Raw genomic sequence first — 19,942 nt, forward strand, 5'->3', positions numbered from 1 at the left:
CCGCTATATTGCCTAAGTGAATATCGGACATTAGCATTTCTTCAGGGAGGCGAGAATATGACCGTAACACTCAAACAACTCGAGGTTTTCCACGCTATCGTCGTGGCAGGCTCGATCAGCCAGACAACACGCGTTCTCGGCTTGTCACAGCCCACGATCTCGCAACAGCTCGCCAAGCTCGAAGACAAGCTCGGTTCGCAACTCATTCATCGCGGGCGCAGCGAAAACATGCGTCTCACCGCGGCCGGTGAGTATTGGTACAAGGTCGCCAGCCGGGTGCTCGGGGCGATCGACGAGGCCGAACAGGAGCACCGCATCCTCTTTGACGAGAAACGCCTGACGCTACATTTCGGCACCACGCCCTCGCTGCGCGGGCGATTCCTTGAAGTCGCGGCACAGACCGCGCTGGAGATTCGCCAGTTCGCGCGATTCGATTTCGAATGGGCGCTTACCTCTGATGAGATCGTCGAGATGATCAACACGCGCCGGATCAATTGCGGCGTGGTCAGCGGATCGAGCGTCGAGGACCATAAATCCTCGCTCTATATCGAACATCTTTGCCGCGACAAGATCGTCTGGACCGTGCCCTCTACCATCCCCGACGACGTTATCGCGGAAGTGCTGGAAACTGGCCAGCCGCCAAAGGCGCCATTCGACGCGCTCACGCGCTTTGTGGACGTGACCTCGATCGTTCCGTGGCGGGAACGCTCGGATAACTGGTATCGCAGCACTCTGCCCTTCGCCTCGCCCTTCTTCGGCTGCGTCACGCATCAGGCCGCGGTCGACATCGTGGCGGCGGGCCTCGCGACAACGCATTCACCGATGTCGCTCTTGCCGAACCTGCCCAACCAGGTGCGCAAGCGGATCAAGGTCTATGATCTCGACGAACACGCGCGCGACGTGGTTCTGGTGATGCCCAAGCATCTCCTGAGCCTGAAGCCCTTTGCGATGTTCCGCGAACGGATCAGCGAGTATGTGCGCACCACCTATGAGGAGGCGCGCCGTCACGAAGAGGTGCGCCCGATGCCGGGCCGCCAGCACTTCGCACCGCAGGCGGCGGAGTAGGCGAAGGCTTCACCGGAGCGCCGCTCGCGGTGGGCGACCAGGTGAGCACTGGGCAGTCCTGCAACGCCGAACAATGGCGCTTCCACATGGTGCCCGAGCCGGGTCAGCCCGGTCGCTGGAAAACCGGCGGCGCGGCGGCTTAGGTAACGGACCCTGCGATCGCGAATCCAACACGCTGGTCTGCAGCGCCCGAACTTCGGAACAACGCTACTGGTCGGCGCTGCCGGTGAGGCGTGAATAGGCGTCGGTCAGGTCTTCCGCGCCCGCCTGCCGGATCAGCTCGGCGGGCGTGCCAGCCGCGACGACCTGGCCTTGCCTGAGCATCACCACCGCATCGGCCTCGTCCACCTCGTCGACGAGGTGGGTGGCCCAGAGGATCGCCCGGCCCTGGCTTTGCGACAGCGCCCGCATATCCGCCACCAGCGCCCGGCGCGAGGGCGTGTCGAGCCCGGCCGACGGCTCGTCCATGATCAGCAGATCGGGCTCGTTGATCAGCGCCCGCGCGATCTCCACCTTGCGCTGCTGCCCGCCCGAGAGGTTGCGCACCGGGCGCGCGAGCAGGCTGGCGGCGCCGAATTGTACGGCCAGCGCGTCGATGCGCGCATCAAGCGCCGCACCACCGATCCCGAACAGCCGGCCATGAAAGCGCAGATTGGCCCGGATCGACATGTCGAGATCCACCGAACGCTCCTGAAACACCACGCCGAGCCGGCGGCGGATCGCCGGGCCGTTGGCGCGGTGGGTCGTGCCGAAAAGCTGCACATCGCCGGCATCCGGCGCAAACAGCCCCGCGATCACCTGAAAGAGCGTCGACTTGCCCGCCCCGTTCGGCCCGAGCAGCCCGACGAACTGGCCCGGCCCGATCTCAAGATCGACCCCGTCGAGCGCGGTGACAGCCCCATAGCGCTTGACCACACCTTTCAGGTTCAGAACCGGCGCATCGTTCATATCTCCGCCTCCCCGGTGATCCGGTCGGTCTCGGCGCGCAGGAAGGCCACGTCGCGCTCTTCTCGCGGGGTCGAAATCCGGTGTTCGGCGGTGATGGTAGCGGGGCGCCCCTCCAGCCGCACCACCCGGTCCGCCAGCCGGGCCGCGTCTTCCGGCTCGTGGGTGACGATGAGCACGGTCGCGCCGTGGCTTGCGATCACCCGTGTCACCAGCGCCATCAGCTCGCGGGCGAGCTTGCGGTCGATCGACACGAAAGGCTCGTCGAGCAGCAGCACCTGCGGCTTTACCGCCAGCGCCCGCGCCAGCGCGACCCGCCGCTGCATCCCGCCCGACAGCTCGCCCGGAAGCGCATCTTCATAGCCCTTGAGCCCCATCTCGGCGAGCAGCGCGCGCGCTTCGCCAAGATCGAGCGAGGGGTTTACCGCTGTGAGGTTGCCGACCGCGCTTTGCCAGGGCAACAGGCGCGGATCCTGAAACACGAAGCCGGGCACCGCCGCCGCGTCGGGGCTCTGGCCGCCGATCTCGATCCGGCCGGAAAACGCCCGCTCGATCCCCGCCACCATGCGCAGCAGGGTCGATTTGCCCACGCCCGACGGCCCGATCAGCGCCACCACCTCGCTCGCCGCAAGGTCCAGCGCCAAATCTGCGAACAGCGGCTCGGCCTGCCCGGCAAAGCGCTTTTCGGCGACCCTTATCGAGACTGGAACGCCGGACGCCATCCGAGCACCTTTGCCTCCAACCGCCGCATCACGGCGTATTCCAGAAAGATCACCACCGTCATGAATGCCACCGTATAGGACAGGATGCCCGCGATGTCGAAATTCTGAAAGAAAATCCCGATGCGGAATCCCACCCCGCCATCGCTGCCGAGCACTTCGAAGACAAGCACGATCTTCCAGATCAGCGAGAGCCCGGTGCGCGCGGCGGTGAGCACATAGGGCATGAGTTGTGGCAAGACGAACAGCCGCATCCGGCGCCAGAACGGCACGCGGTAGACCTGCGCCAGTTCACCATAGCCCTGATCGAGCGCCCGCACCCCCTCGCGCATCGTCACCGTGACGAGCGGCGTCTTGTTCACCACCACGGCGAGGATCAGGGCGAACTCGGTAAGGCCGAGCCAGATGTAACAGGTGATCGCCACGACGATAGCCGGGATGTTGAGGCCGATGATGATCCAGCTGCCAAACAGCCGGTCCACCGACCGCAGCCGTCCGAGCAGGGCACCTAAAACGATGCCCAGCCCCATCGCGGTAACGAAGGCAATCGCGGCGCGCGCCAGCGTCTTGCCCACATCGGCGATCAGGCTGCGGTGCAGGGCAAGCTCCCACAACTCGCGGACGACCGTCACAGGGGTCGGAAACAGGCGGTGATCGACCACCACCGCCAGCAGGTACCAGACCAGCACGAGAAGCGGCAGGGAGAACCACTCCAGCCCTGCCGCTCCCCAGCGCGCGGTGCGCCGTTCATTCTCCATGCGCGGGACCGGCCCGCTCAGGTCCGGTAGCCGGCCCAGAAGGTGCCCTCGGGCATCTCCGTGCTGCTGCCGACGAGGTCAGGCCCGCCATACTCGGCCATGATCCGGAAGGAGGCCGCCGCCGCTTCGACCGTGGCGTCGTTGTACTCCGTCAGGATGCCGGCGCGGTAATCGTCGCGCAGCGTGGTGAAGAGGTTCTTGTCGTCGCCCACGCCCATCAGCTCGGTCAGATCGGTCCAGGTGGAATCGCGGCCGAGCAGCATCTTCTTCGCGGCGAATGAGGCGTCGAAGAAGCCCTTGAGGCCCTTTTCCTTTTCGGCGGCGACCGCCTCGCGGAACACCCAGCCAAGCAGCGGCGGCTGGCTGGTGATGCCCATGCCTTCCATCATCTGCGCGACGGAAACCAGCTCGTTCATCCCCGCCGCCTTGGCGCGGGCGTTGAAGTGCCAGAAGTTCAGCGAGGCATCGACCTGCCCCTCGACAAGAAGCTCGTTGACCAGCGGCGGCGCGCCGAACCGGGCCTCGACCTTGTCGGCCAGCGTCTCGCCGGTGACGCTGGCATAATAGGCCTGCAACGCCACCCAGCTCTTGTCGACCGGGCCGCCGGCGATGGCGATCACCTTGCCGGGGAGATCCTCGATCGAGCCGATCGCGCCATCGGGGCGCACCATCAGCCCGCCCACGGCGTAGGAATGCGGCACGATGGTGAAGTCTTCGCCATCGGCGCGCAGACCGGCCACCCAGACGAAATCCGACAGTACGATATCCACATCGCCCGCCATCAGGGCGACATGGCTCGCAGGCTTGCCGGACACATCCTTGATGGTCAGGTCGACACCATATTTCTCGTCAAGCTTGTTTTCCTTGATGACGGTCATTTCCCATTGTGCCGTTCCGCTGACCTGCACGCCGACCGAGATCGGCACCAGATCGTTGGAGGGCGGGCTGAACGCGGCCGCACGGCCCGCGGGCAGCATCGCCCCTGTAAACATTCCGGCGCCGAGCAAAGCCGAAAATTCGCGTCTTTTCATGTTGGTAAATCCTCCAGGGCAGATGCTTTCCTGCGTCGTCATGGCGATGCTATCACCGCCCCTCCCTGCGGTTTTCAATGTCACATATTGAAGAACCCTATTTGATCTGCGGTCAATGTTAGGCCAGCAGCGGTCGAGCCACTCGCCAGACCGAATCTGCCGAGACCGACTCTGACCAGACTGAACCCGAAGGGAGGACCGCAATGAATGGATTCCGGTGGGCGGCGCTTGGCGCCGCATTTGTAATGTGCACACAGGCAGCCACGGCCGAGGGCAACCTCGCCACCGATGCCACGCGGCTGCCCGACATGACGATCGACAGCCGCACGCTGACACTTTCGGAAACCACGTTCGAGCTTGAAACTGGCAAGTACTACCGCTGGCGGATCGTCCATGACGGCGGCGAGGAATTCCAGATTCTCTCCCCCGAGCTGTTCCGCAATTCCTGGATCAGCCAGGTGGTGATCGAAGATCTCGAAGTGAAGCCGCTGGGTCTGCACTCGATCGAATTCGACGACGAAGGCACCATCGACATCTGGTTCGTGCCGATTCGCCCCGGCGATTTTCCGTTCTGGATCGCGGGCTATGAAAACCGCGGCCTTGCCGGCACATTCGTGGTGCGCTGATGAGAACGCCGTTTCTCGCCGCGCTGCTCGCCACCGGTCTCGCGCTCGGCCCCGCCGAGGCGCGCGATACCGGTCGCATTTTCGTCTCGAACGAAAAGAGCCATGACATCTATGTGTTCGATCACGAGTTCAACCTGATCAAGCAGATCGAAACGTCGCGCCGCCCGCGCGACATGCATCTGAACGCCGACCGCACGCTGCTCTACGTTGCCTGCGGTGACGACGATGTGATCGACGTGATCGACGTCGACACCCTCGAAGTGGTGGATTCGATCCCGACCGGCCCGAGCCCCGAGGTCTTTGCCTTCTCGCCGGACGAGTCGCAGATTTACGTCTCCAACGAAGAGGATTCGATGCTTGAGGTGATCGACCTCGCAAGCCGCATCGTGGTGCATGACGTGCCCACCGGGGCAGAGCCGGAAGGGGTGATCGCCACCGCCGATGGCGCGACGATCTATGTCACCTCCGAGGTGGCCGACATGGTGCATGTGGTCGATGCCGGAACCGGCGCGGTGGTGGACAACATCATCGTCGGCACGCGCCCGCGCCGCTTCGTCCTGACCCCGGACACCAACGAGCTTTGGGTATCGGCCGAATTGTCGAGCGAGATCTACGTGATCGACCGCGAGACCGACGAGATCAAGGAGGTGCTGGAATTTCTGCCGCCGGGCTTCCGGCCCGAGGATGTCACCCCGGTGGGGATGGCGGTGACGGCCGACGGGTCGCGCGGCCTGATCAGCCTGGGCCGCGCCAACCACATCGCCGTGATCGACGCCCACAGCAAGGAGGTGATCGAATACGTGCTGGTGGGCGAACGGGCCTGGTCGGTGGCGCTCAACCGCGACGAAAGCCTTGCTGTGGTGGCCAACGGCCTGTCTGACGACATTACGCTGGTCGATATGGAAACCCTGCGCCCGGTCCGGTCCATCCCGGTCGGCCGAGTGCCGCATACGGTGGTGATCGACGATTGATGCGGGCAGCACTGACGATACTCCTGTGGCTTTTCGCCATTGTCCCGGCCGCGGCGGAAGAGCTGCGGCTGGGCTTCCTCTCGCTTGAGGACGATCCCCGTTTTGACGAGGATTATGCCTATGCCCGCATCGCGCTTCGGCCGCAGGGCGATGCGCGCGCCGCGGTCGAAATGGCCATCGGCGACATGAAAATCCTGACCGACGCGCGCGATCTTACGGTCACGCTCGACGATGCCGAGGTGGCGGACGACGCCCTGCTTGCCGAAGCGCAGCGGATGGTGACCGATGGCGCGCGTTACCTGATCGTCGATCTCCCCGCCGACCAGGTCGAGGCGCTCGCCGCCGGGCTTGACGGCAGCGGCGCGACGATCCTCAACACCACCGCCCCCGACGACTGGCTGCGGCGGCGCTGCCATACCAACCTGCTCCACACCAGCGCTTCCGACCGGATGATCGCCGATGCGCTGGTGCAGCACCTCGTGCGCCAGAAATGGAGCAATGTGCTCGTCCTCACCGGCAAGAGCCCGCGCGACGAGGCCCGCACCGCCGCCTTCACCGAGGCCGCCACGCGGTTCCGGCTCGAGATCACCGATACCCGGCCCTTCGATCTGTCGACCAACCCGGCGCTGCGCGAACAAAATAACGTGATGCTTCTGACCGGCGGGCGGGGCAATTACGATGTGATCTTCATCGCCGACGAAGATGGCGAGTTCTCGCGCTACGTGCCCTACCAGACCATGCTGCCGCGCCCGGTGATCGGCGCGACCGGGCTGGTGGCGCTGGAATGGCACTGGGCGCTGGAGCGCTACGGCGCGCCGCAGGTCAATTCCCGTTTCGCCGATATCGCGGACGGGCGGCGCATGGGCTGGCAGGACTGGTCGGCCTGGACGGCTGCCCGCGCCGTGCTCACCGCGCATGCGAAAAGCCGCGATCCGGCACCCGAGGCCATCGACGCCTTCCTGCGGTCCGACCGGCTTCGGCTCGACGGCTCCAAGGGCGTGCCGATGACCTTCCGGCCGTGGAACGGCCAGCTTCGGATGCCGATCGTCCTCGCCACCCATAACGCGATCATCGACATCGCGCCGATCGAGGGCTTCCTGCACCAGACCAACACGCTCGACACACTGGGACAGGATGAGGCAGAATTCGCCTGTGACTGACGCCCCGGCCCCTTCGCCGCGCTACCTTCTCGGCCTCTATGCCGTCACCGAGCGCGAGATTCTCAAGTTCATGCGCCAGCGTGAGCGGCTGATCTCGGCCATCGTGCGGCCCTCGCTGTGGCTGTTCATCTTCGCAAGCGGGTTGCAGAACCTGCTCGGCGTGTCGATCATCGAACCCTATCAGACCTACACGCCCTATCAGGAATACATCCTGCCGGGGCTGTGCGGGATCATCGTGCTGTTCCAGTCGATGCAATCGGCGCTGTCGATGGTCTATGACCGCGAGGCGGGGGTGATGCGGGTGATGCTGGTCACGCCCCTGCCCCGCCCGTTCCTGCTGTTTGCCAAGATCCTCGGCGCGACGATCCTCGCTGCGCTGCAGGTCTACGTCTTTCTCGCTCTGGCGGCGCTGTTCGGCTTCTGGATGACGGCGCCGGGGATGATCTACATCCTGCCCGCTATCGCACTGGCCGGGCTGATGCTTGGCTCGATCGGCCTCGTGATCACGGTCTATGCCCGCCAGATCGAGAATTTCGCGGGTATGATGAACTTCGTGATCTTCCCGATGTTCTTCATGTCCACCGCGCTCTACCCGCTGTGGAAGCTGCGCGAAGCCGGGGCCGAGGAGCTCTACTGGATCGCCCTGTGCAACCCGTTCACCCATGCCATCGAGCTGATCCGCTACGCCGCCTACGGCCAGTTCAACGGCATCTCGGCGCTGGTCGTGCTGGCCACGGCGCTGGCGGCCTTCGCCCTCGCCGCGCGCGGTTACGATCCGGCGCGCGGCTCGATCCAGCGCATCAAGCGCGGCTGACCCGTGCGCGCCGTCCAAGGCTGACGAGCGTCAGCGCCAGCGCGGCCAGCGCGGCGAAGCCAACCGCCGTCAGCACCCCGGCGATCAGCCAGCGCGCCCAGGGCAAGACCTGCAGATCGGCACCGTTCCAGCCCATTGCCGCCGGGTAGAGATTCACGATGCCCCTGAGGCCGCCCGCAGCTCCAAGCCGCATCTCGGCGCCGCGCGCGGCAACCGCCGTCGGGGTCTGGTCGAACCAGACGCGCACCGCCACCGCCTCGCCCGGTTCGAGCCGCCCGAGCGACAGCGCGGCGAGGCCGTCATCATGTTCCGAAATCGTGACCGGCGCACCCGCCTCGGTCTCGGCGCGCACCGCGCCGGGCAACGTCATCGCCACATCGTCAAGCGCGTCATCACCACGATTTTCAACCCGCACCGGCGCATAGGCGTGATAGCCCGCGAAGGCGATCACGGTGCCAAGCCCGTCCATCTCTTCGACCATCCGCCGGACCACGCCGGCATTGACCAGCCGCGGCAAAGCCCGGTCGCGCATCAGCGCGTTGCCCTTTTCGCCAAGAAGCATGCCAAGGGCCATGTCGGTTTCCGACCGCTGCTGCATCCGCGCCACAAGCTCGTCGGCGATGGTCACCGGGTTGATTTCATAGGCGGCCGGCACGGCGACCTCGTTCAGCGCCATCTCGGCCACCAGCGGCCCGCCCGCCACCTCATCCCAGCGCCCGACCATGACGATGAGCGCGATGACACACGCCAGCCCGACAAGCGCACTGACGATGGAAACATAAATCAATCTGGACACCGGGCGCCCCTTATCCTGTGCCGGTTTCGGCGATGCCCGGCGAGCCTAGCATCGCCGCCGGGCCACCGCCAACGCCGCCCACAGGCCGGCCCCCCTGCACAGAGCAATGAGACATATTCATTGACTGCCACGCAGATCGGGCCGTCCCGGAGCCACGCCGCTTTCGGCCCCGGCACCGACACCGCAACGTGGTTGATTGGTGCCCTCCTCCGATCTGAGCTAGACTCGAACACGTCGTTTGATTCGTCCTGATGACCCGGATAATTTATTGGAGTTTCAATATGCCCCGTTTCTTCGGCCTCGCCGCCGCACTGGCCACCGCTGTCTTCCTCGCAGGCTGTGAAACCATCGGTGGCGGCGGCCAGCACGCGATCTATTCCGCACCACTGAACGGTGAATTCAACGAAACCGGCCAGTTTGCCGCCGAGCTTATCCTCGTCGTCGATGACGATGGCAAAACCTTCAACGGCGTGCTGCAGCGCTTCCGCTTCTCCCGCAACGGGTTCGATCGCCCGGCGGGTCGCGTTCCGGTGAGCGGCACGATCACAGCATCGCCGGAGGGCGACGCCGTGCTTGCGGGCTCCGGCGAAGGCACGCTGACCCAGGGCAGACAGGAATATCTGGTCGAATTCGAGTTCGAGGGAACCTATGCCGATCGCGGGCGCGAGAGGATCTCCGCGTGGTATTTTGGCGGCGGCGATTTCAACCGCTCCGGCCAGTATGTGGATTGGCCGAAGCTGCGCGGGGAATTCACCGCCAATATCATCTGCCGCTCCTCACCGCTCAACCCCAACGGCTGCCAGATTCCACAGGCGCTTCTACGTTAGGGGCGGGCGCTGCCGTAACCCCGGCTCAGGAAAACCTGTCACCCCGGCACGCCGCTTTCGCCCCCCGTCAGGCGGGCAATAAGCGCGTCGATCAATTCGGCCTCGCCGTGTTTCAGCGGATCGCGCAGGCTTTGCGCGAGGCCGGCTAAAAGGGCCAGGCCGAGAACCGCCGCATGAATAGCGACGGCCTCCTGACGGGGGTGCGCCCCGTTCAGATGCGCGGCCAGCGCGCTATACATCCTGTCGGTCACCGGATGCACCTGTTCGAGAACCGCCGCGCTCTGCCGGTTCGGCGCAGCGGGTTTGAGCGTCTGCGGCACCAGATACATCATCCGGAAGCGGTCGAGGTCGTCGAAGTGAAACGCGGCGACGGCCCGCACAAAAGCGGCAATTGCCGCAGCCCGGCCACGCACCCCGGCGAGCGCCTGCGTGGCGGCCTGCTCTTCGGCCACCAACCAGGGCACGAACATCGCCGCCAGAAGATCCTGCTTGGTCGGGAACCAGTAGAGCACCGCCTGCTTCGACCGGCCGAGCCGGCGCGCGATCGTGTCGAACGAGACCGCGCCCAAACCCTCGGTTGCGAGGATATCGCGGGCAGTCTGAAGAATCTGATCGCTCGTTCGGGCCTTCGACACCACATCGCTCCTTGACGGCTTACCGTTGGTAAAATACATAACTTACCATTGGTAAGTAAAGGGTGCGCAACCAGCCAGAAGGACGGAGACACGCAATGACCGCGCTCAGCCTGGAAAATCCGGTGTTCTCGACCTATCTGATCGTGTCTGCCCTGCTCGTGCTCAAGGTCATGGGACAGGGCTGGATGACGGTCTACCGCATGATGAAAAGCCAGTCCGGCCTGGCCAGCCCGGAAGACGTTCAGCGCGGGCCGCTGAACAAGGCCCCGCATCCGGGCCAGATCGAGATCAACGATTATGTCGACCGCTCGCGCCGGATGCACCGCAACGATCTTGAGAATATCCCTGCCTTCTGGGTGGCGGGGCTGCTGTTCGTCACCGTCGGGCCGCCCCTGTGGCTCGCTCAGATCCTGATGTACGGATTTCTGGCCGCACGCCTGGCGCATTTTCTGGCCTATGCCACGAAGCAGACCCACGAGCTCCGCGCGACCTTCTACACCATCGGCTCACTGATCGTGATCTACATGGCGCTTCATCTGCTCTGGGTGGCGCTGAGCTAGCTCCGCCCAACCCGCGACGCGCCGGTTTCCGACACCCGGATTTCAGAAAGGACCATCCGATGACAGGTCGCAAAAACAGAGCCGGCATCGCCGCCGCCATCGCCCTCACCATCGGCGCAGCGGCCTGGAGCTATGCCACGACGCAATCCGGCCAGACCGTAAAGGCCGGGTTGTTGGGCTCGGGCATGGGAGGCGTCCCGGCGCATGTCGCGACAACGGCAGACGGCAACCCCGAGGGCTTCACCGGATCGGATGAAGAATTGAAGGCCATCGCCAGACCCCGCCCGAGTGGGCAGGTCGCGAGCACGGCGAGTGGCACGCCCGAGGGATGAGCCACGGCCTTACAGCGCCTTTTTCAAAAAGCTCCGCCTGCGCCCGGCCGGAAAGTCCGGCAGCTCCCCGAACACCGCATAGCCCTGCCGCTGATAGCTGCGCAACGCCGTGGGGCTGAACGTGTCGATCCAGGCGCCGTGGCAGCCGCGTGCACGGGCGGCGGCTTCGGCCTCGTCCAGCATCCGCGCGGCGATACCCTGCCCGCGCAGCCCCTCGCTAACCCAAAGCCACTGAACATAGAGCCAGCCCCAGGCGGTGTAGCCCGACAGCCCGGCCGCGAGGTCGCCCCGGTCATCCCGCACGAGCACGGTGAGCGCCACCTTTTCAGACGGGCCGACATCGGCATTGTTGAAGGCGGCAAGCTCAGCCCCGATCCGCGCGACATCGTCGGCGTCCGCGCTGTCGGTGACCTCGACCCGCAGCGTCATGGCCGCGCGGCGGGGTGGGCAAGCACGCCGCCCGTCATCGGCGCGGGCACGCCGGTGGTGGAGGGGTAGCTGTAGGGCAGGCCGCGCAGGGCGCGCAGGGCGAGGAAGGCGAAGCACTCCGCCTCCACCGCATCGCCGCGCCAGCCGATCACATCGGCACGCTCCACGGCCACGCCAGCCCGGGTTTCAAGGGCGCGCATCAGCGCCGGATTGTGCCGCCCGCCGCCGCAGACGATGGCCCGGGTCGGCCGGGTTGGCAGCAGATCGAGGCCGCGGCCCACGGCGGCGGCGGAGAAGGCCGCGAGCGTCGCCGCCCCGTCTTCCGGCGAGAGCCCGTCAACCCACTCATAGCCGAAGCCGTAGCGGTCGAGCGATTTCGGATAGGCTTGCGTCAGATAAGGGTCTTGCAACCGGGCCGCCAGCCGCGCCTCGTCAACCCTGCCGGCGGTGGCGAGGGCGCCGTCGCGGTCCATCTCGCCAAGCCCGCAGGCACGGATGAAATCGTTGATCGGCGCATTGGCCGGACCGGTGTCGAAGGCCACGAGCGTGCCATCGGGCCCGGCCCAGGTGAAATTGGCAACGCCGCCGAGATTCAGCACCGCCGTTTCCGGCCCGGCGCCGATGCTTTGCAGAAGCGCCCCGTGATAGGCCGCCGAAAGCGGCGCGCCCTGCCCGCCCGCCGCCATGTCGGCGCTGCGGAAATCGTAGACCACATCAATCCCGGTGTGCGCCGCCATCAGCGCGCCGTCGCCGAGCTGGCGGGTGGCGCCGAGCCGGCCCGGCTCGGGCGCGCGGTGCAGCATGGTCTGGCCATGAAAGCCGATGACGCGCACGTCGTCCGGTGTCAGCCCCGCCGTCTCGATCAGCGCGAGCACGGCATCGGATTGGGCGCCGGTCAGCGCCGCCTCGGCCCGGGCGAAGATCGCCGGGTCGGTGGCGGCAAAATTCCAGCTCTGCGCCGCGGCCAGCGCCTCGACCAGCAAGGCCTGCACGTCATCGGGATAGGGCGCGAGCGTATAGGCCCCGAACTCTTCGATCCGTTCACCATCGGTCTTCAGCAGCGCCACGTCGATATTGCCATCGAGCACGGTGCCGGTCATCAATCCCACGGCCCAAACCGGTTCCATCAGCTTTCCCCCATCTTGTTGATCGCGTCGCCCACGGCGCGGCGCAATTCGGCGATGCCGCTATCGGCGTGGCGCGTCGGGTGCACCCGGTTGGTGAGCAGCGCCCAGGCCCGGCCTGCCGCGAAGTCGATCCACAGCCCGGTGCCGGTAAAGCCGGTATGGCCGATCACCTCGGGCGCACAGAGATCGCCCCCCGACCAGCCCGGATAGGGCCGCTCCCAGCCATGGGTGCGCTTGTCCGACAACGGCGTGCGGATCAGACGCACCATCTCGTCGCCCGCCCGGTCGCGCGCGAGGAGCGAGGCTGCGAAGTCGAGCACCGCCGCCCCGGTGCCGAACAGCCCGGCATGGCCCGAACCCTGCAGCGCATAGCAATTCTCGTCATGCACCTCGCCGCAGAGCACCCGCCCGCGCCAGTTGCACGCCTCCGTCGCGGCGGTGTGATCCGGCGGCGGCGCGAAGCTGAAGCCCGGGCCGGGATCGAGCGCGCGCAGCGTCTGGCCGGACAGCCGCTCAAGGGCGATGCCGAGCAGGATGAAGTTGATGTCGGAATAGACCTTCGGCCCGGCCCGCCAATCGCGTTGCAGCACGAAGGCGCGCAGCGTGTCGGGATCGCCGCCATAGGTATAGATCGGTTCGACGGCGGGAAAGGCCGTCTGGTGGCCAAGGCAGTCGCGGAAGGTGACCTTTCTCTGCCACGCTTCCAGATCGTATTGATGCAGATCGGGGATCACGCTGGTCAGCGGCGCGTCGAGGTCGATCCGCCCGGCCCGCACATGTTCAAGAATTCGCTCCGTGGTGAAGATCACCTTGCTCATCGAGGCGAGGTCAAACCAGGTGTCTTCCCGCATTTCCCGGCGCTCGGGCACGATCTGCGCCTGCCCGGTGGCCTTGACCTGCCGGGTGCCATCGGCCTCGATCAGCCCGAACCAGGCGCCGGGGATGCGGCCCTGTTCCACCGCTTTGGCCACCGGCGCCCAGGCGCGTGCAAAACGGGTGCCGACCATGCTCATCCCTCTGCCCGCGCGAGGTGATCGGGGCCGTGCTCGACCCAGGGCGCGGTGTCCGGTTCAAACCCCGCGGGGCGCATCAGCGAGGGCACCGATCTGGTGTCGATGGCAAACTCCATATGCCGCCGCTCGATGCTCGGCACCGCCGAGATCAGCCGCTTGGTATAGGAGTGGCGCGGATCGGCGAGCACCGAAGCGGCGCTGCCCATCTCGACGATCTGGCCGGCATAGAGCACCGCGATCCGGTGCGCGATCCGCTCGACCACCGCCATATCGTGCGAGACGAACAGATAGGCGAGGCCAAATTCGCGTTGCAGATCGGCAAGCAGATCGAGCACGCGGGCCTGCACCGACACATCGAGCGCCGACACCGCCTCGTCGAGCACCAGCACCGAAGGGTTCAGCATCAGCGACCGCGCGATGCAGAGCCGCTGGCGCTGGCCGCCGGAAAATTCGTGCGGATAGCGCGGCAGGCTGTCGGCGGGCAGTTCCACACGTTCAAGCAGCTCGACCATCCGGGCGCGCGCCGCTTCGTCGATATGCCGGCCCACCGCTTTCAGGGGTTCCGCCAGAATCTGCGCGATGGTCAGGCGCGGGTTGAGCGAGGCGTTGGGGTTCTGAAACACCATCTGCACCGGCTTGTCGGCGCTGCCGAGGCCGGTCTTGTCGGCGGTGATCTCGCCCCGCGTGGCATTCACCAGCCCAAGGATCGCGCGCGCGGTGGTGGATTTGCCCGAGCCGCTTTCGCCCACCACGGCCAGCGTTTCGCCCTGCATCAGATCGAAGCTCACATCCTCGACGGCGTGAACATTCGAGCGCGCCCGGCGCAAGAGCCCGGCCCGCACCGGGAAGCGCACGGTCAGCCCCTTCACATCGAGCGCCCGCCCGCTCTTGCCGTCGCGGCTGTGATCGCGGCGGACGGATTTGCCATCGGAAAAATGCGGCACCGCATTCAGCAGGTGTTTGGTGTAATCATGCTGCGGATCGTCGAGCACCGCATCAATCGCGCCCTGCTCGACCACCTTTCCGTGCTGCATCACCATGATCCGGTCGGCCAGCCCCGCCACCAGCCCGATATCGTGGGTGATGAAGATGAGCCCGGTATCGGTCTCGCGCTTCATCTCGGCCAGAAGGCCCATGATCTGCGCCTGGATCGTCACGTCGAGCGCGGTGGTCGGCTCGTCGGCGATCAGCAGGCGCGGCTGGGCGGCGAGCGCGATGGCGATCATCACTCGTTGCAGCATCCCGCCCGAAAGCTGGTGCGGCGCATTGGCGAGGCGGCGCTCGGCATCGGGGATGCGCACCCGTTCCAGCGCCTCGCGCGCCGCCACCCTGGCCCCGGCCCCCGACATGCCGTGATGCAGCCGGAAGCTCTCTTCGATCTGCGTGCCGATGGTGAGCACCGGGTTCAGCGAGGTCATCGGCTCCTGAAAGATCATGCCGATATCGCGGCCCCGGATCTTTTCCAGCGCCGGCTCGTCCAGCGCCGCCAGGTCCACCTGCGTGCCGTCGGACCGGGTAAACATCATCGAGCCGCCAAGAATGCGCCCGCCGGAATAGCCGATCAGCCGGTTGACCGACATGGCGGTAACGGATTTACCCGAGCCGCTTTCGCCAACGATGGCCAGCGTCTCGCCCGCGGTCAGATCGAAATCGACGCCATGCACCACCTCATTGTCTTCCGGCACCTTGCCGAAGCCCACCCGCAGATCGCGCACCGACAGAAGATGGCCCGTCATCCCAGCGCCCTCCGGGTTTTCGGGTCGAGAATATCGCGCATCGCGTCGCCGAGCAGGTTGAAGCCGAGCACCGCGAACATCACCGTCGCGGCGGGGAAGAAGAGCAGCCAGGGCGCCATTTCCATCAGGTTGCGGGCATCGGCCAGCATCAGCCCGAGCGAGGCATAGGGCGGCTGCGTGCCAAGGCCGAGAAAGCTCAGACCCGCCTCGGTGAGCAGCGCCCAGGCGAGCGCCAGCGTGATCTGCACGCTCAGCGGCGCCACGAGGTTCAGCATCAGGTGCCGCGTCATGATATAGCCCCGCCCCGAGCCGAAGGTGCGCGCGGCATCGACGAAATCGCGGGTTTTGAGCGAGAGCGCCGGGCCGCGCACGACGCGGGTAAAGATGGGGGTGTAGACGATGGCGATGGCGAGCACGCTGGTCCAGCCGGACGGGCCGAAAATCGCGATGATGAGAAGCGCCAGCAGGATCGCCGGAAAGGCGAGCAGCACATCCATCAGCCGCATCACCGTGCCATCCCAAAACCCGCCGAACCAGGCGGCGGTGAGGCCGAGCACGGTGCCGAACAGGCTCGCGGCGGCCACCGAGAAAAACGCGACAACGAAAGACTGGCCGATCCCCATCATCAGCCGGCTGAACACGTCGCGGCCAAAAAGGTCGGTGCCGAAAAGGTGCTGCGCGCTCGGCCCCTGCAGCCGGGCGAGCCGGTCCTGCATCAGCGGATCGTGCGGGGTGATGCCGAGCTTGCCGAGCAGGGCGGCCAGCACGAAAATTCCGATGATGGTCAGGCCGATGCGGCCGGAGGGGTGTTTGAAGATCGTGCGCAGCATGGGCTCACCCCTTGTCCAGCCGGATACGCGGATCGAGCGCCGAGTAAGCGAGGTCCACCAGCAGGTTCACCACCATGAAGTTGAAGGCGACGAAGAGCACCGAGCCCTGCACCAGCGCGTAGTCGCGCTGCTGGATGGCGTCGAGCACCACCCGGCCCAGCCCCGGCAAAGCGAAGATCTGTTCGATCAGAACCGCACCGCCCAGCAGATAGCCGAACTCGACGCCGCTGAGCGTGACCACCGGAATGAGCGCGTTCGGCAGCGCGTGACGCCAGATCACCTTGCGGTCCGACAGGCCCTTTGAGCGGGCGGTGCGCACATAATCTTCGCTGAGAATGTCGAGCATCGCCGCGCGTGAAATGCGGATCACCGCGGCGGCGAAGGCGGTGCCGAGGGTGAGCGCGGGCAGGATGAGCTGGCCGAGATTGCGCAGCGGATCCTCGGTGATCGGCACGAAGCTCCCCATCTCGGGCAGCACGCCGAAACCCACGGAGAGGACGAAGATCGCCAGCAGGCCAACCACGAAGCCGGGGGTGGACTGGCCGATCATCGCGACGATGCGCAGGATCAGATCGGCGGGCTTATCCTTGCGGGTCGCGGCGAACACCCCGGCAGGCAGGCCGATCGCCAGCGCGATCAGCATCGACAGAAGCGCCAGCTCCAGGGTCAGCGGAAAGCTGTTCAGGATAATCTCCAGCACCGGCTTGCCATAGGTTGTGGAAGTGCCGAAATCGCCCTGCAACACATGGCTGAACCAGCGCCAGAACTGGACGAACCAGTTCTGATCAAGCCCGAAATAGGCGGCCAGGGCCGCCCGCTGATCGGGCGTGAGCAGGCCGGATTCGGTGCCGAGCATGGCGATGATCGCATCGCCCGGCACCAGCCGGACCGCCACGAAAACGAAGACGGACACGCCGAACATGACGACCGGGAAGACCAGAAGGCGCCTGATCGCGTAGCCCATAATGTCCGTCTCCGCCGTTGGTTACTTGTCGATGCTTACCGAGGTAAGGCCGAACAGCGACCCCATCGCGTTGGGCGCGAAGCCCGAGATGTAGTTTTGCTGCGCGGTGTAGTTGTAGCCGGTATAGAGCCAGACCCAGGGCGAAGCCTCGGCCAGATGCTGCTCGAATTGCGCAAAGATTTCCTTGCGCTTGGCCAGATCGGTCTCGACCCGGCCTTCAAGCATCAGGCTGTCGAGCTCGTCGTCGATATAATTGGCGACGTGCTGGAGGTTGCCGGCTTTTGTCCAGTAGCGGTTATACATCGTGTACGGGTCGTCGCGCCCGCCGTTCAGCGCCACCGCCATATCGAAATCGCCCTTGAGCCAGGCATCGACATAGACGTTGAGTTCCATCATCTCGATGGTCAGGTCGATGCCGATTTCGGCCAGTTGCGATTGCAGCACCTGCGCCTCGGCCGCGGCGGTGGGCGGCTCGCCGGTGGCGGCCATCACGGTGGCCGAGAAGCCGTCGGCATAGCCCGTCTCGGCCATCAGCGCCTTGGCCTTCTCCACGTCGCGCTCGTAGCAGAACAGCGCCGAGGGATCGGTGCGGTAGGCCGGCATGGTGAGCGGCCCGGTCACCCGGCCTTCGCCGAGCAGCGCGGTGTCGAGCACCTCCTGCCGGTCGACGGCGCAGGAAATCGCCTGCCGCACGCCCAGTTCGGCCATCGCACCGCGCGCCGGGTTGAGCTGAAGCACGTGATAGGCCAGCACCGGCTCCTTGTTGAGCGTCAGGCTCGCCTCGTTCGGCACCAGCGTGGCGATCAGCGGATCGTTGAGCAGCGCGAAATCCACCTGCCCCGAGCGCAGCGCGGCGAGGATCGCGGTTTCGTCCGGCAGCACGTTGATGTCGATCCCGTCATAGGACACCGTGCCACCGGCCCAATCGGGATTGGTGGTCAGCGTCACTTTCGAGTTCGGCACCCACTCGGCCAGCACGAAGGGGCCGGAGCCGACCGCTTCGGTGCCGATCGTGCCCGCCTCGATTTCAGCGGCCGGAACGACCGAGGCATTGGCCGAGGTCATCGCGCTCAGGATCGGCACGTTCGGCCCATCCATGGTGAACACCACGGTTTCGGCATCGGGGGTGTCGATGCCGGTGATCGAGGCGAAGTTGGCCCGTGCCGCGGCGCCGGTTTCTTCGTTGAGGATCCGCTCGAACGAGGCTTTGACATCCGCCGAAGTCACCGCCGCGCCGTTCTGGAACCTGGCGTCGGGATCGAGGTGGAAGGTGATCTGCGTCGCGTCGTCATTGAATTCCCACGAGGCGGCAATGGCCGGGGTCACTTCGAGATTGGCGTCGAGCCGCACCAGCGGTTCATAGAGCAGTTCCAGCAGGCGCAGCGACGAGAACGCCGTCTGCTTGTGCGGGTCGAGGCCGGTCGCATCCTGCGACCAGGCCATTTTCAGCGTTTCCGCCATCGCCGGCGTGGCCAGCATCGTGGTGCCCATCGCAAAGGCCAGCCCGGCCCCGGCGAGAGTGGTCGAAAAGAGTTTTGCAGTCATTTCGTGTTTCCCTGTGGTGGTTACAATCTGGGTGGCAGCCCGGGGGCCACCTAGTCTTGCGCGGACGTGTTCCGCGTCTCGTCTATCGCCTCTCTGAGAAAACCGCGCGATTTCCTCAGTTGCTGCTCGGCGGGCTCGCGGTCGAGCCCGGTCAACTCCATCAGAATGGCCAGCTTCACGTCCTGCCCGCTGGCCGCGAGCGCCGCCTCCGCCTGTGCCGGGTCGCATCCCGTCGCCTCGGTCACGATCCCGATCGCGCGGGTCATCAGCTTGCGGTTGGAGACCGACACGTCGACCATCAGGTTTTCGTAAGCCTTGCCGATGCGGATCATGCTGGCGGTCGACAGCATGTTGAGCACCATCTTCTGCGCCGTGCCGGATTTCAGCCGCGTCGAGCCGGTCAGCACTTCCGGGCCGACAACCGGCGAGATCGCCACATCCGCCATCGCCGCGATCTTCGAGCCGGGATTGCACGACAGCGCCACCGTCACCGCGCCGACCTCGCGCGCATAGGCGAGCGCGCCGACGACATAGGGCGTCTGCCCGCTCACCGCGATGCCGACCACCACGTCGCGCCCGGTGAGCCCGACATCGCGCAGATCCTCCGCCCCTTGTGCGGTATCGTCCTCGGCATTTTCCACCGCGTTGCGCAGCGCCGTATCGCCCCCGGCGATCAGGCCGACGACCAGCTCCGGCGGCACCCGGAAGGTGGGCGGGCATTCCGAGGCATCGAGCACGCCGAGCCGCCCGCTGGTGCCCGCACCGATATAGATCAGCCGGCCGCCCTGCTCGAAGGCGGCCACGACACGATCCACCGCCAGCGCCACATTGGGCAATTCACGCTCGACGGCGAGGGCGACGAGCTTGTCTTCATCATTCATCCGGGCCAGCAATTCAGGCACCGGCAGCCGGTCGAGATCCATCGTGCGCGGATTGCGCGTCTCGGATACGAGCTTGTGCAGATCGGCAACGGTAACGATGTCAGACACCCGGCTCTCCCCTGGTTCCCGTCACCAAGCATTGAATTGAAAATTCCCATTGTCAACGGGTATCTGGAAT

General features: G+C 65.8%; 22 protein-coding genes. 8 read left to right on the plus strand and 14 right to left on the minus strand.

All coding sequences use genetic code 11. From position 1 onward, the window contains the following. Window positions 1-57 precede the first annotated feature (57 nt). On the plus strand, window positions 58-1,065 hold the full coding sequence (locus QMG28_RS11710) for a LysR family transcriptional regulator (RefSeq protein ID WP_281842488.1): 1,008 nt from the start codon (window positions 58-60) through the stop codon (window positions 1,063-1,065). 207 nt (window positions 1,066-1,272) lie between these two features. On the opposite strand, the gene QMG28_RS11715 is transcribed toward QMG28_RS11710, so the two are convergent. The 4 genes from QMG28_RS11715 to QMG28_RS11730 are packed head-to-tail and all read right to left on the minus strand — an operon-like array spanning window position 1,273 to window position 4,518. Further along, on the minus strand, window positions 1,273-2,013 hold the full coding sequence (locus tag QMG28_RS11715; RefSeq protein ID WP_281842489.1) for an ATP-binding cassette domain-containing protein: 741 nt from the start codon (window positions 2,011-2,013) through the stop codon (window positions 1,273-1,275). Then, on the minus strand, window positions 2,010-2,732 hold the full coding sequence (locus QMG28_RS11720) for an ABC transporter ATP-binding protein (protein ID WP_281842490.1): 723 nt from the start codon (window positions 2,730-2,732) through the stop codon (window positions 2,010-2,012). Before QMG28_RS11720 ends, QMG28_RS11715 begins: the two co-directional genes overlap by 4 nt. After that, entirely contained in the window at window positions 2,705-3,487 is a 783-nt protein-coding gene (locus QMG28_RS11725; RefSeq protein ID WP_281842491.1) for an ABC transporter permease, read from the minus strand. Before QMG28_RS11725 ends, QMG28_RS11720 begins: the two co-directional genes overlap by 28 nt. A gap of 17 nt (window positions 3,488-3,504) precedes the next feature. Continuing rightward, the gene (locus QMG28_RS11730; RefSeq protein ID WP_281842492.1) at window positions 3,505-4,518 is read right to left on the minus strand and encodes an ABC transporter substrate-binding protein; all 1,014 of its coding nucleotides are present in this window, start codon (window positions 4,516-4,518) and stop codon (window positions 3,505-3,507) included. 245 nt (window positions 4,519-4,763) lie between these two features. On the opposite strand from QMG28_RS11730, the gene QMG28_RS11735 reads away from it, so the two are divergent. From QMG28_RS11735 to QMG28_RS11750, 4 genes are read left to right on the plus strand one after another with little or no spacing between them, the layout of a single operon-like run. After that, window positions 4,764-5,144: a cupredoxin domain-containing protein gene (locus tag QMG28_RS11735; protein ID WP_281842493.1), complete on the plus strand. Its 381-nt coding sequence runs from the start codon at window positions 4,764-4,766 to the stop codon at window positions 5,142-5,144. Beyond that, window positions 5,144-6,115: a PQQ-dependent catabolism-associated beta-propeller protein gene (locus QMG28_RS11740; protein ID WP_281842494.1), complete on the plus strand. Its 972-nt coding sequence runs from the start codon at window positions 5,144-5,146 to the stop codon at window positions 6,113-6,115. The genes QMG28_RS11735 and QMG28_RS11740 overlap by 1 nt, the downstream gene beginning before the upstream one ends. Then, on the plus strand, window positions 6,115-7,275 hold the full coding sequence (locus QMG28_RS11745; protein ID WP_281842495.1) for an ABC transporter substrate-binding protein: 1,161 nt from the start codon (window positions 6,115-6,117) through the stop codon (window positions 7,273-7,275). The genes QMG28_RS11740 and QMG28_RS11745 overlap by 1 nt, the downstream gene beginning before the upstream one ends. Next, window positions 7,268-8,089, plus strand: a complete 822-nt coding sequence (locus tag QMG28_RS11750; protein ID WP_281842496.1) for an ABC transporter permease — start codon at window positions 7,268-7,270, stop codon at window positions 8,087-8,089. Before QMG28_RS11745 ends, QMG28_RS11750 begins: the two co-directional genes overlap by 8 nt. On the opposite strand, the gene QMG28_RS11755 is transcribed toward QMG28_RS11750, so the two are convergent. Next, window positions 8,076-8,885: a hypothetical protein gene (locus tag QMG28_RS11755; RefSeq protein WP_281842497.1), complete on the minus strand. Its 810-nt coding sequence runs from the start codon at window positions 8,883-8,885 to the stop codon at window positions 8,076-8,078. The genes QMG28_RS11750 and QMG28_RS11755 overlap by 14 nt on opposite strands. Window positions 8,886-9,166: 281 nt before the next feature. Between QMG28_RS11755 and QMG28_RS11760 the strand changes: the two genes are divergently transcribed. Beyond that, the gene (locus QMG28_RS11760; RefSeq protein WP_281842498.1) at window positions 9,167-9,712 is read left to right on the plus strand and encodes a hypothetical protein; all 546 of its coding nucleotides are present in this window, start codon (window positions 9,167-9,169) and stop codon (window positions 9,710-9,712) included. Window positions 9,713-9,750: 38 nt separating this feature from the next. Here the strand turns inward: QMG28_RS11760 and QMG28_RS11765 are convergent, their stop codons facing one another. Further along, window positions 9,751-10,347, minus strand: a complete 597-nt coding sequence (locus tag QMG28_RS11765; protein ID WP_281842499.1) for a TetR/AcrR family transcriptional regulator — start codon at window positions 10,345-10,347, stop codon at window positions 9,751-9,753. A 95-nt stretch (window positions 10,348-10,442) separates the two neighbouring features. Here QMG28_RS11765 and QMG28_RS11770 point away from each other — a divergent pair, with 95 nt between their 5' ends. Together QMG28_RS11770 and QMG28_RS11775 are read left to right on the plus strand one after the other, a co-directional pair. Next, window positions 10,443-10,907, plus strand: coding sequence for an MAPEG family protein (locus QMG28_RS11770; RefSeq protein ID WP_281842500.1), 465 nt, complete (start codon window positions 10,443-10,445; stop codon window positions 10,905-10,907). Window positions 10,908-10,966: 59 nt separating this feature from the next. Next, window positions 10,967-11,239, plus strand: a complete 273-nt coding sequence (locus QMG28_RS11775) for a hypothetical protein (protein ID WP_281842501.1) — start codon at window positions 10,967-10,969, stop codon at window positions 11,237-11,239. 9 nt (window positions 11,240-11,248) lie between these two features. Here QMG28_RS11775 and QMG28_RS11780 read toward each other — a convergent pair whose 3' ends face one another. The 8 genes from QMG28_RS11780 to murQ are packed head-to-tail and all read right to left on the minus strand — an operon-like array spanning window position 11,249 to window position 19,872. Continuing rightward, complete coding sequence (locus QMG28_RS11780) at window positions 11,249-11,668, minus strand: GNAT family N-acetyltransferase (RefSeq protein WP_281842502.1); 420 nt, start codon at window positions 11,666-11,668, stop codon at window positions 11,249-11,251. Beyond that, window positions 11,665-12,795, minus strand: a complete 1,131-nt coding sequence (locus QMG28_RS11785; protein WP_281842503.1) for an anhydro-N-acetylmuramic acid kinase — start codon at window positions 12,793-12,795, stop codon at window positions 11,665-11,667. The genes QMG28_RS11780 and QMG28_RS11785 overlap by 4 nt, the downstream gene beginning before the upstream one ends. Next, window positions 12,795-13,802, minus strand: a complete 1,008-nt coding sequence (locus QMG28_RS11790; protein ID WP_281842504.1) for a serine hydrolase domain-containing protein — start codon at window positions 13,800-13,802, stop codon at window positions 12,795-12,797. Before QMG28_RS11790 ends, QMG28_RS11785 begins: the two co-directional genes overlap by 1 nt. Before the next feature lie 2 nt (window positions 13,803-13,804). Continuing rightward, window positions 13,805-15,544 (minus strand): ABC transporter ATP-binding protein, encoded by a 1,740-nt coding sequence (locus QMG28_RS11795; protein WP_281842505.1) that lies wholly within the window; start codon window positions 15,542-15,544, stop codon window positions 13,805-13,807. After that, entirely contained in the window at window positions 15,541-16,374 is an 834-nt protein-coding gene (locus QMG28_RS11800) for an ABC transporter permease (protein ID WP_281842506.1), read from the minus strand. The genes QMG28_RS11795 and QMG28_RS11800 overlap by 4 nt, the downstream gene beginning before the upstream one ends. A 4-nt stretch (window positions 16,375-16,378) precedes the next feature. Next, complete coding sequence (locus QMG28_RS11805) at window positions 16,379-17,338, minus strand: ABC transporter permease (RefSeq protein ID WP_281842507.1); 960 nt, start codon at window positions 17,336-17,338, stop codon at window positions 16,379-16,381. A gap of 21 nt (window positions 17,339-17,359) precedes the next feature. Next, on the minus strand, window positions 17,360-18,883 hold the full coding sequence (locus QMG28_RS11810; protein WP_281842508.1) for an ABC transporter substrate-binding protein: 1,524 nt from the start codon (window positions 18,881-18,883) through the stop codon (window positions 17,360-17,362). Window positions 18,884-18,933: 50 nt separating this feature from the next. Continuing rightward, a complete protein-coding gene (gene murQ, locus QMG28_RS11815) occupies window positions 18,934-19,872 on the minus strand; it encodes an N-acetylmuramic acid 6-phosphate etherase (RefSeq protein WP_281842509.1) in 939 nt (312 codons plus the stop codon). Window positions 19,873-19,942: the final 70 nt, after the last annotated feature.

The sequence above is a fragment of the Sinisalibacter aestuarii genome (genome assembly GCF_027923545.1).
Taxonomy (GTDB): Bacteria; Pseudomonadota; Alphaproteobacteria; order Rhodobacterales; family Rhodobacteraceae; genus Sinisalibacter; species Sinisalibacter aestuarii.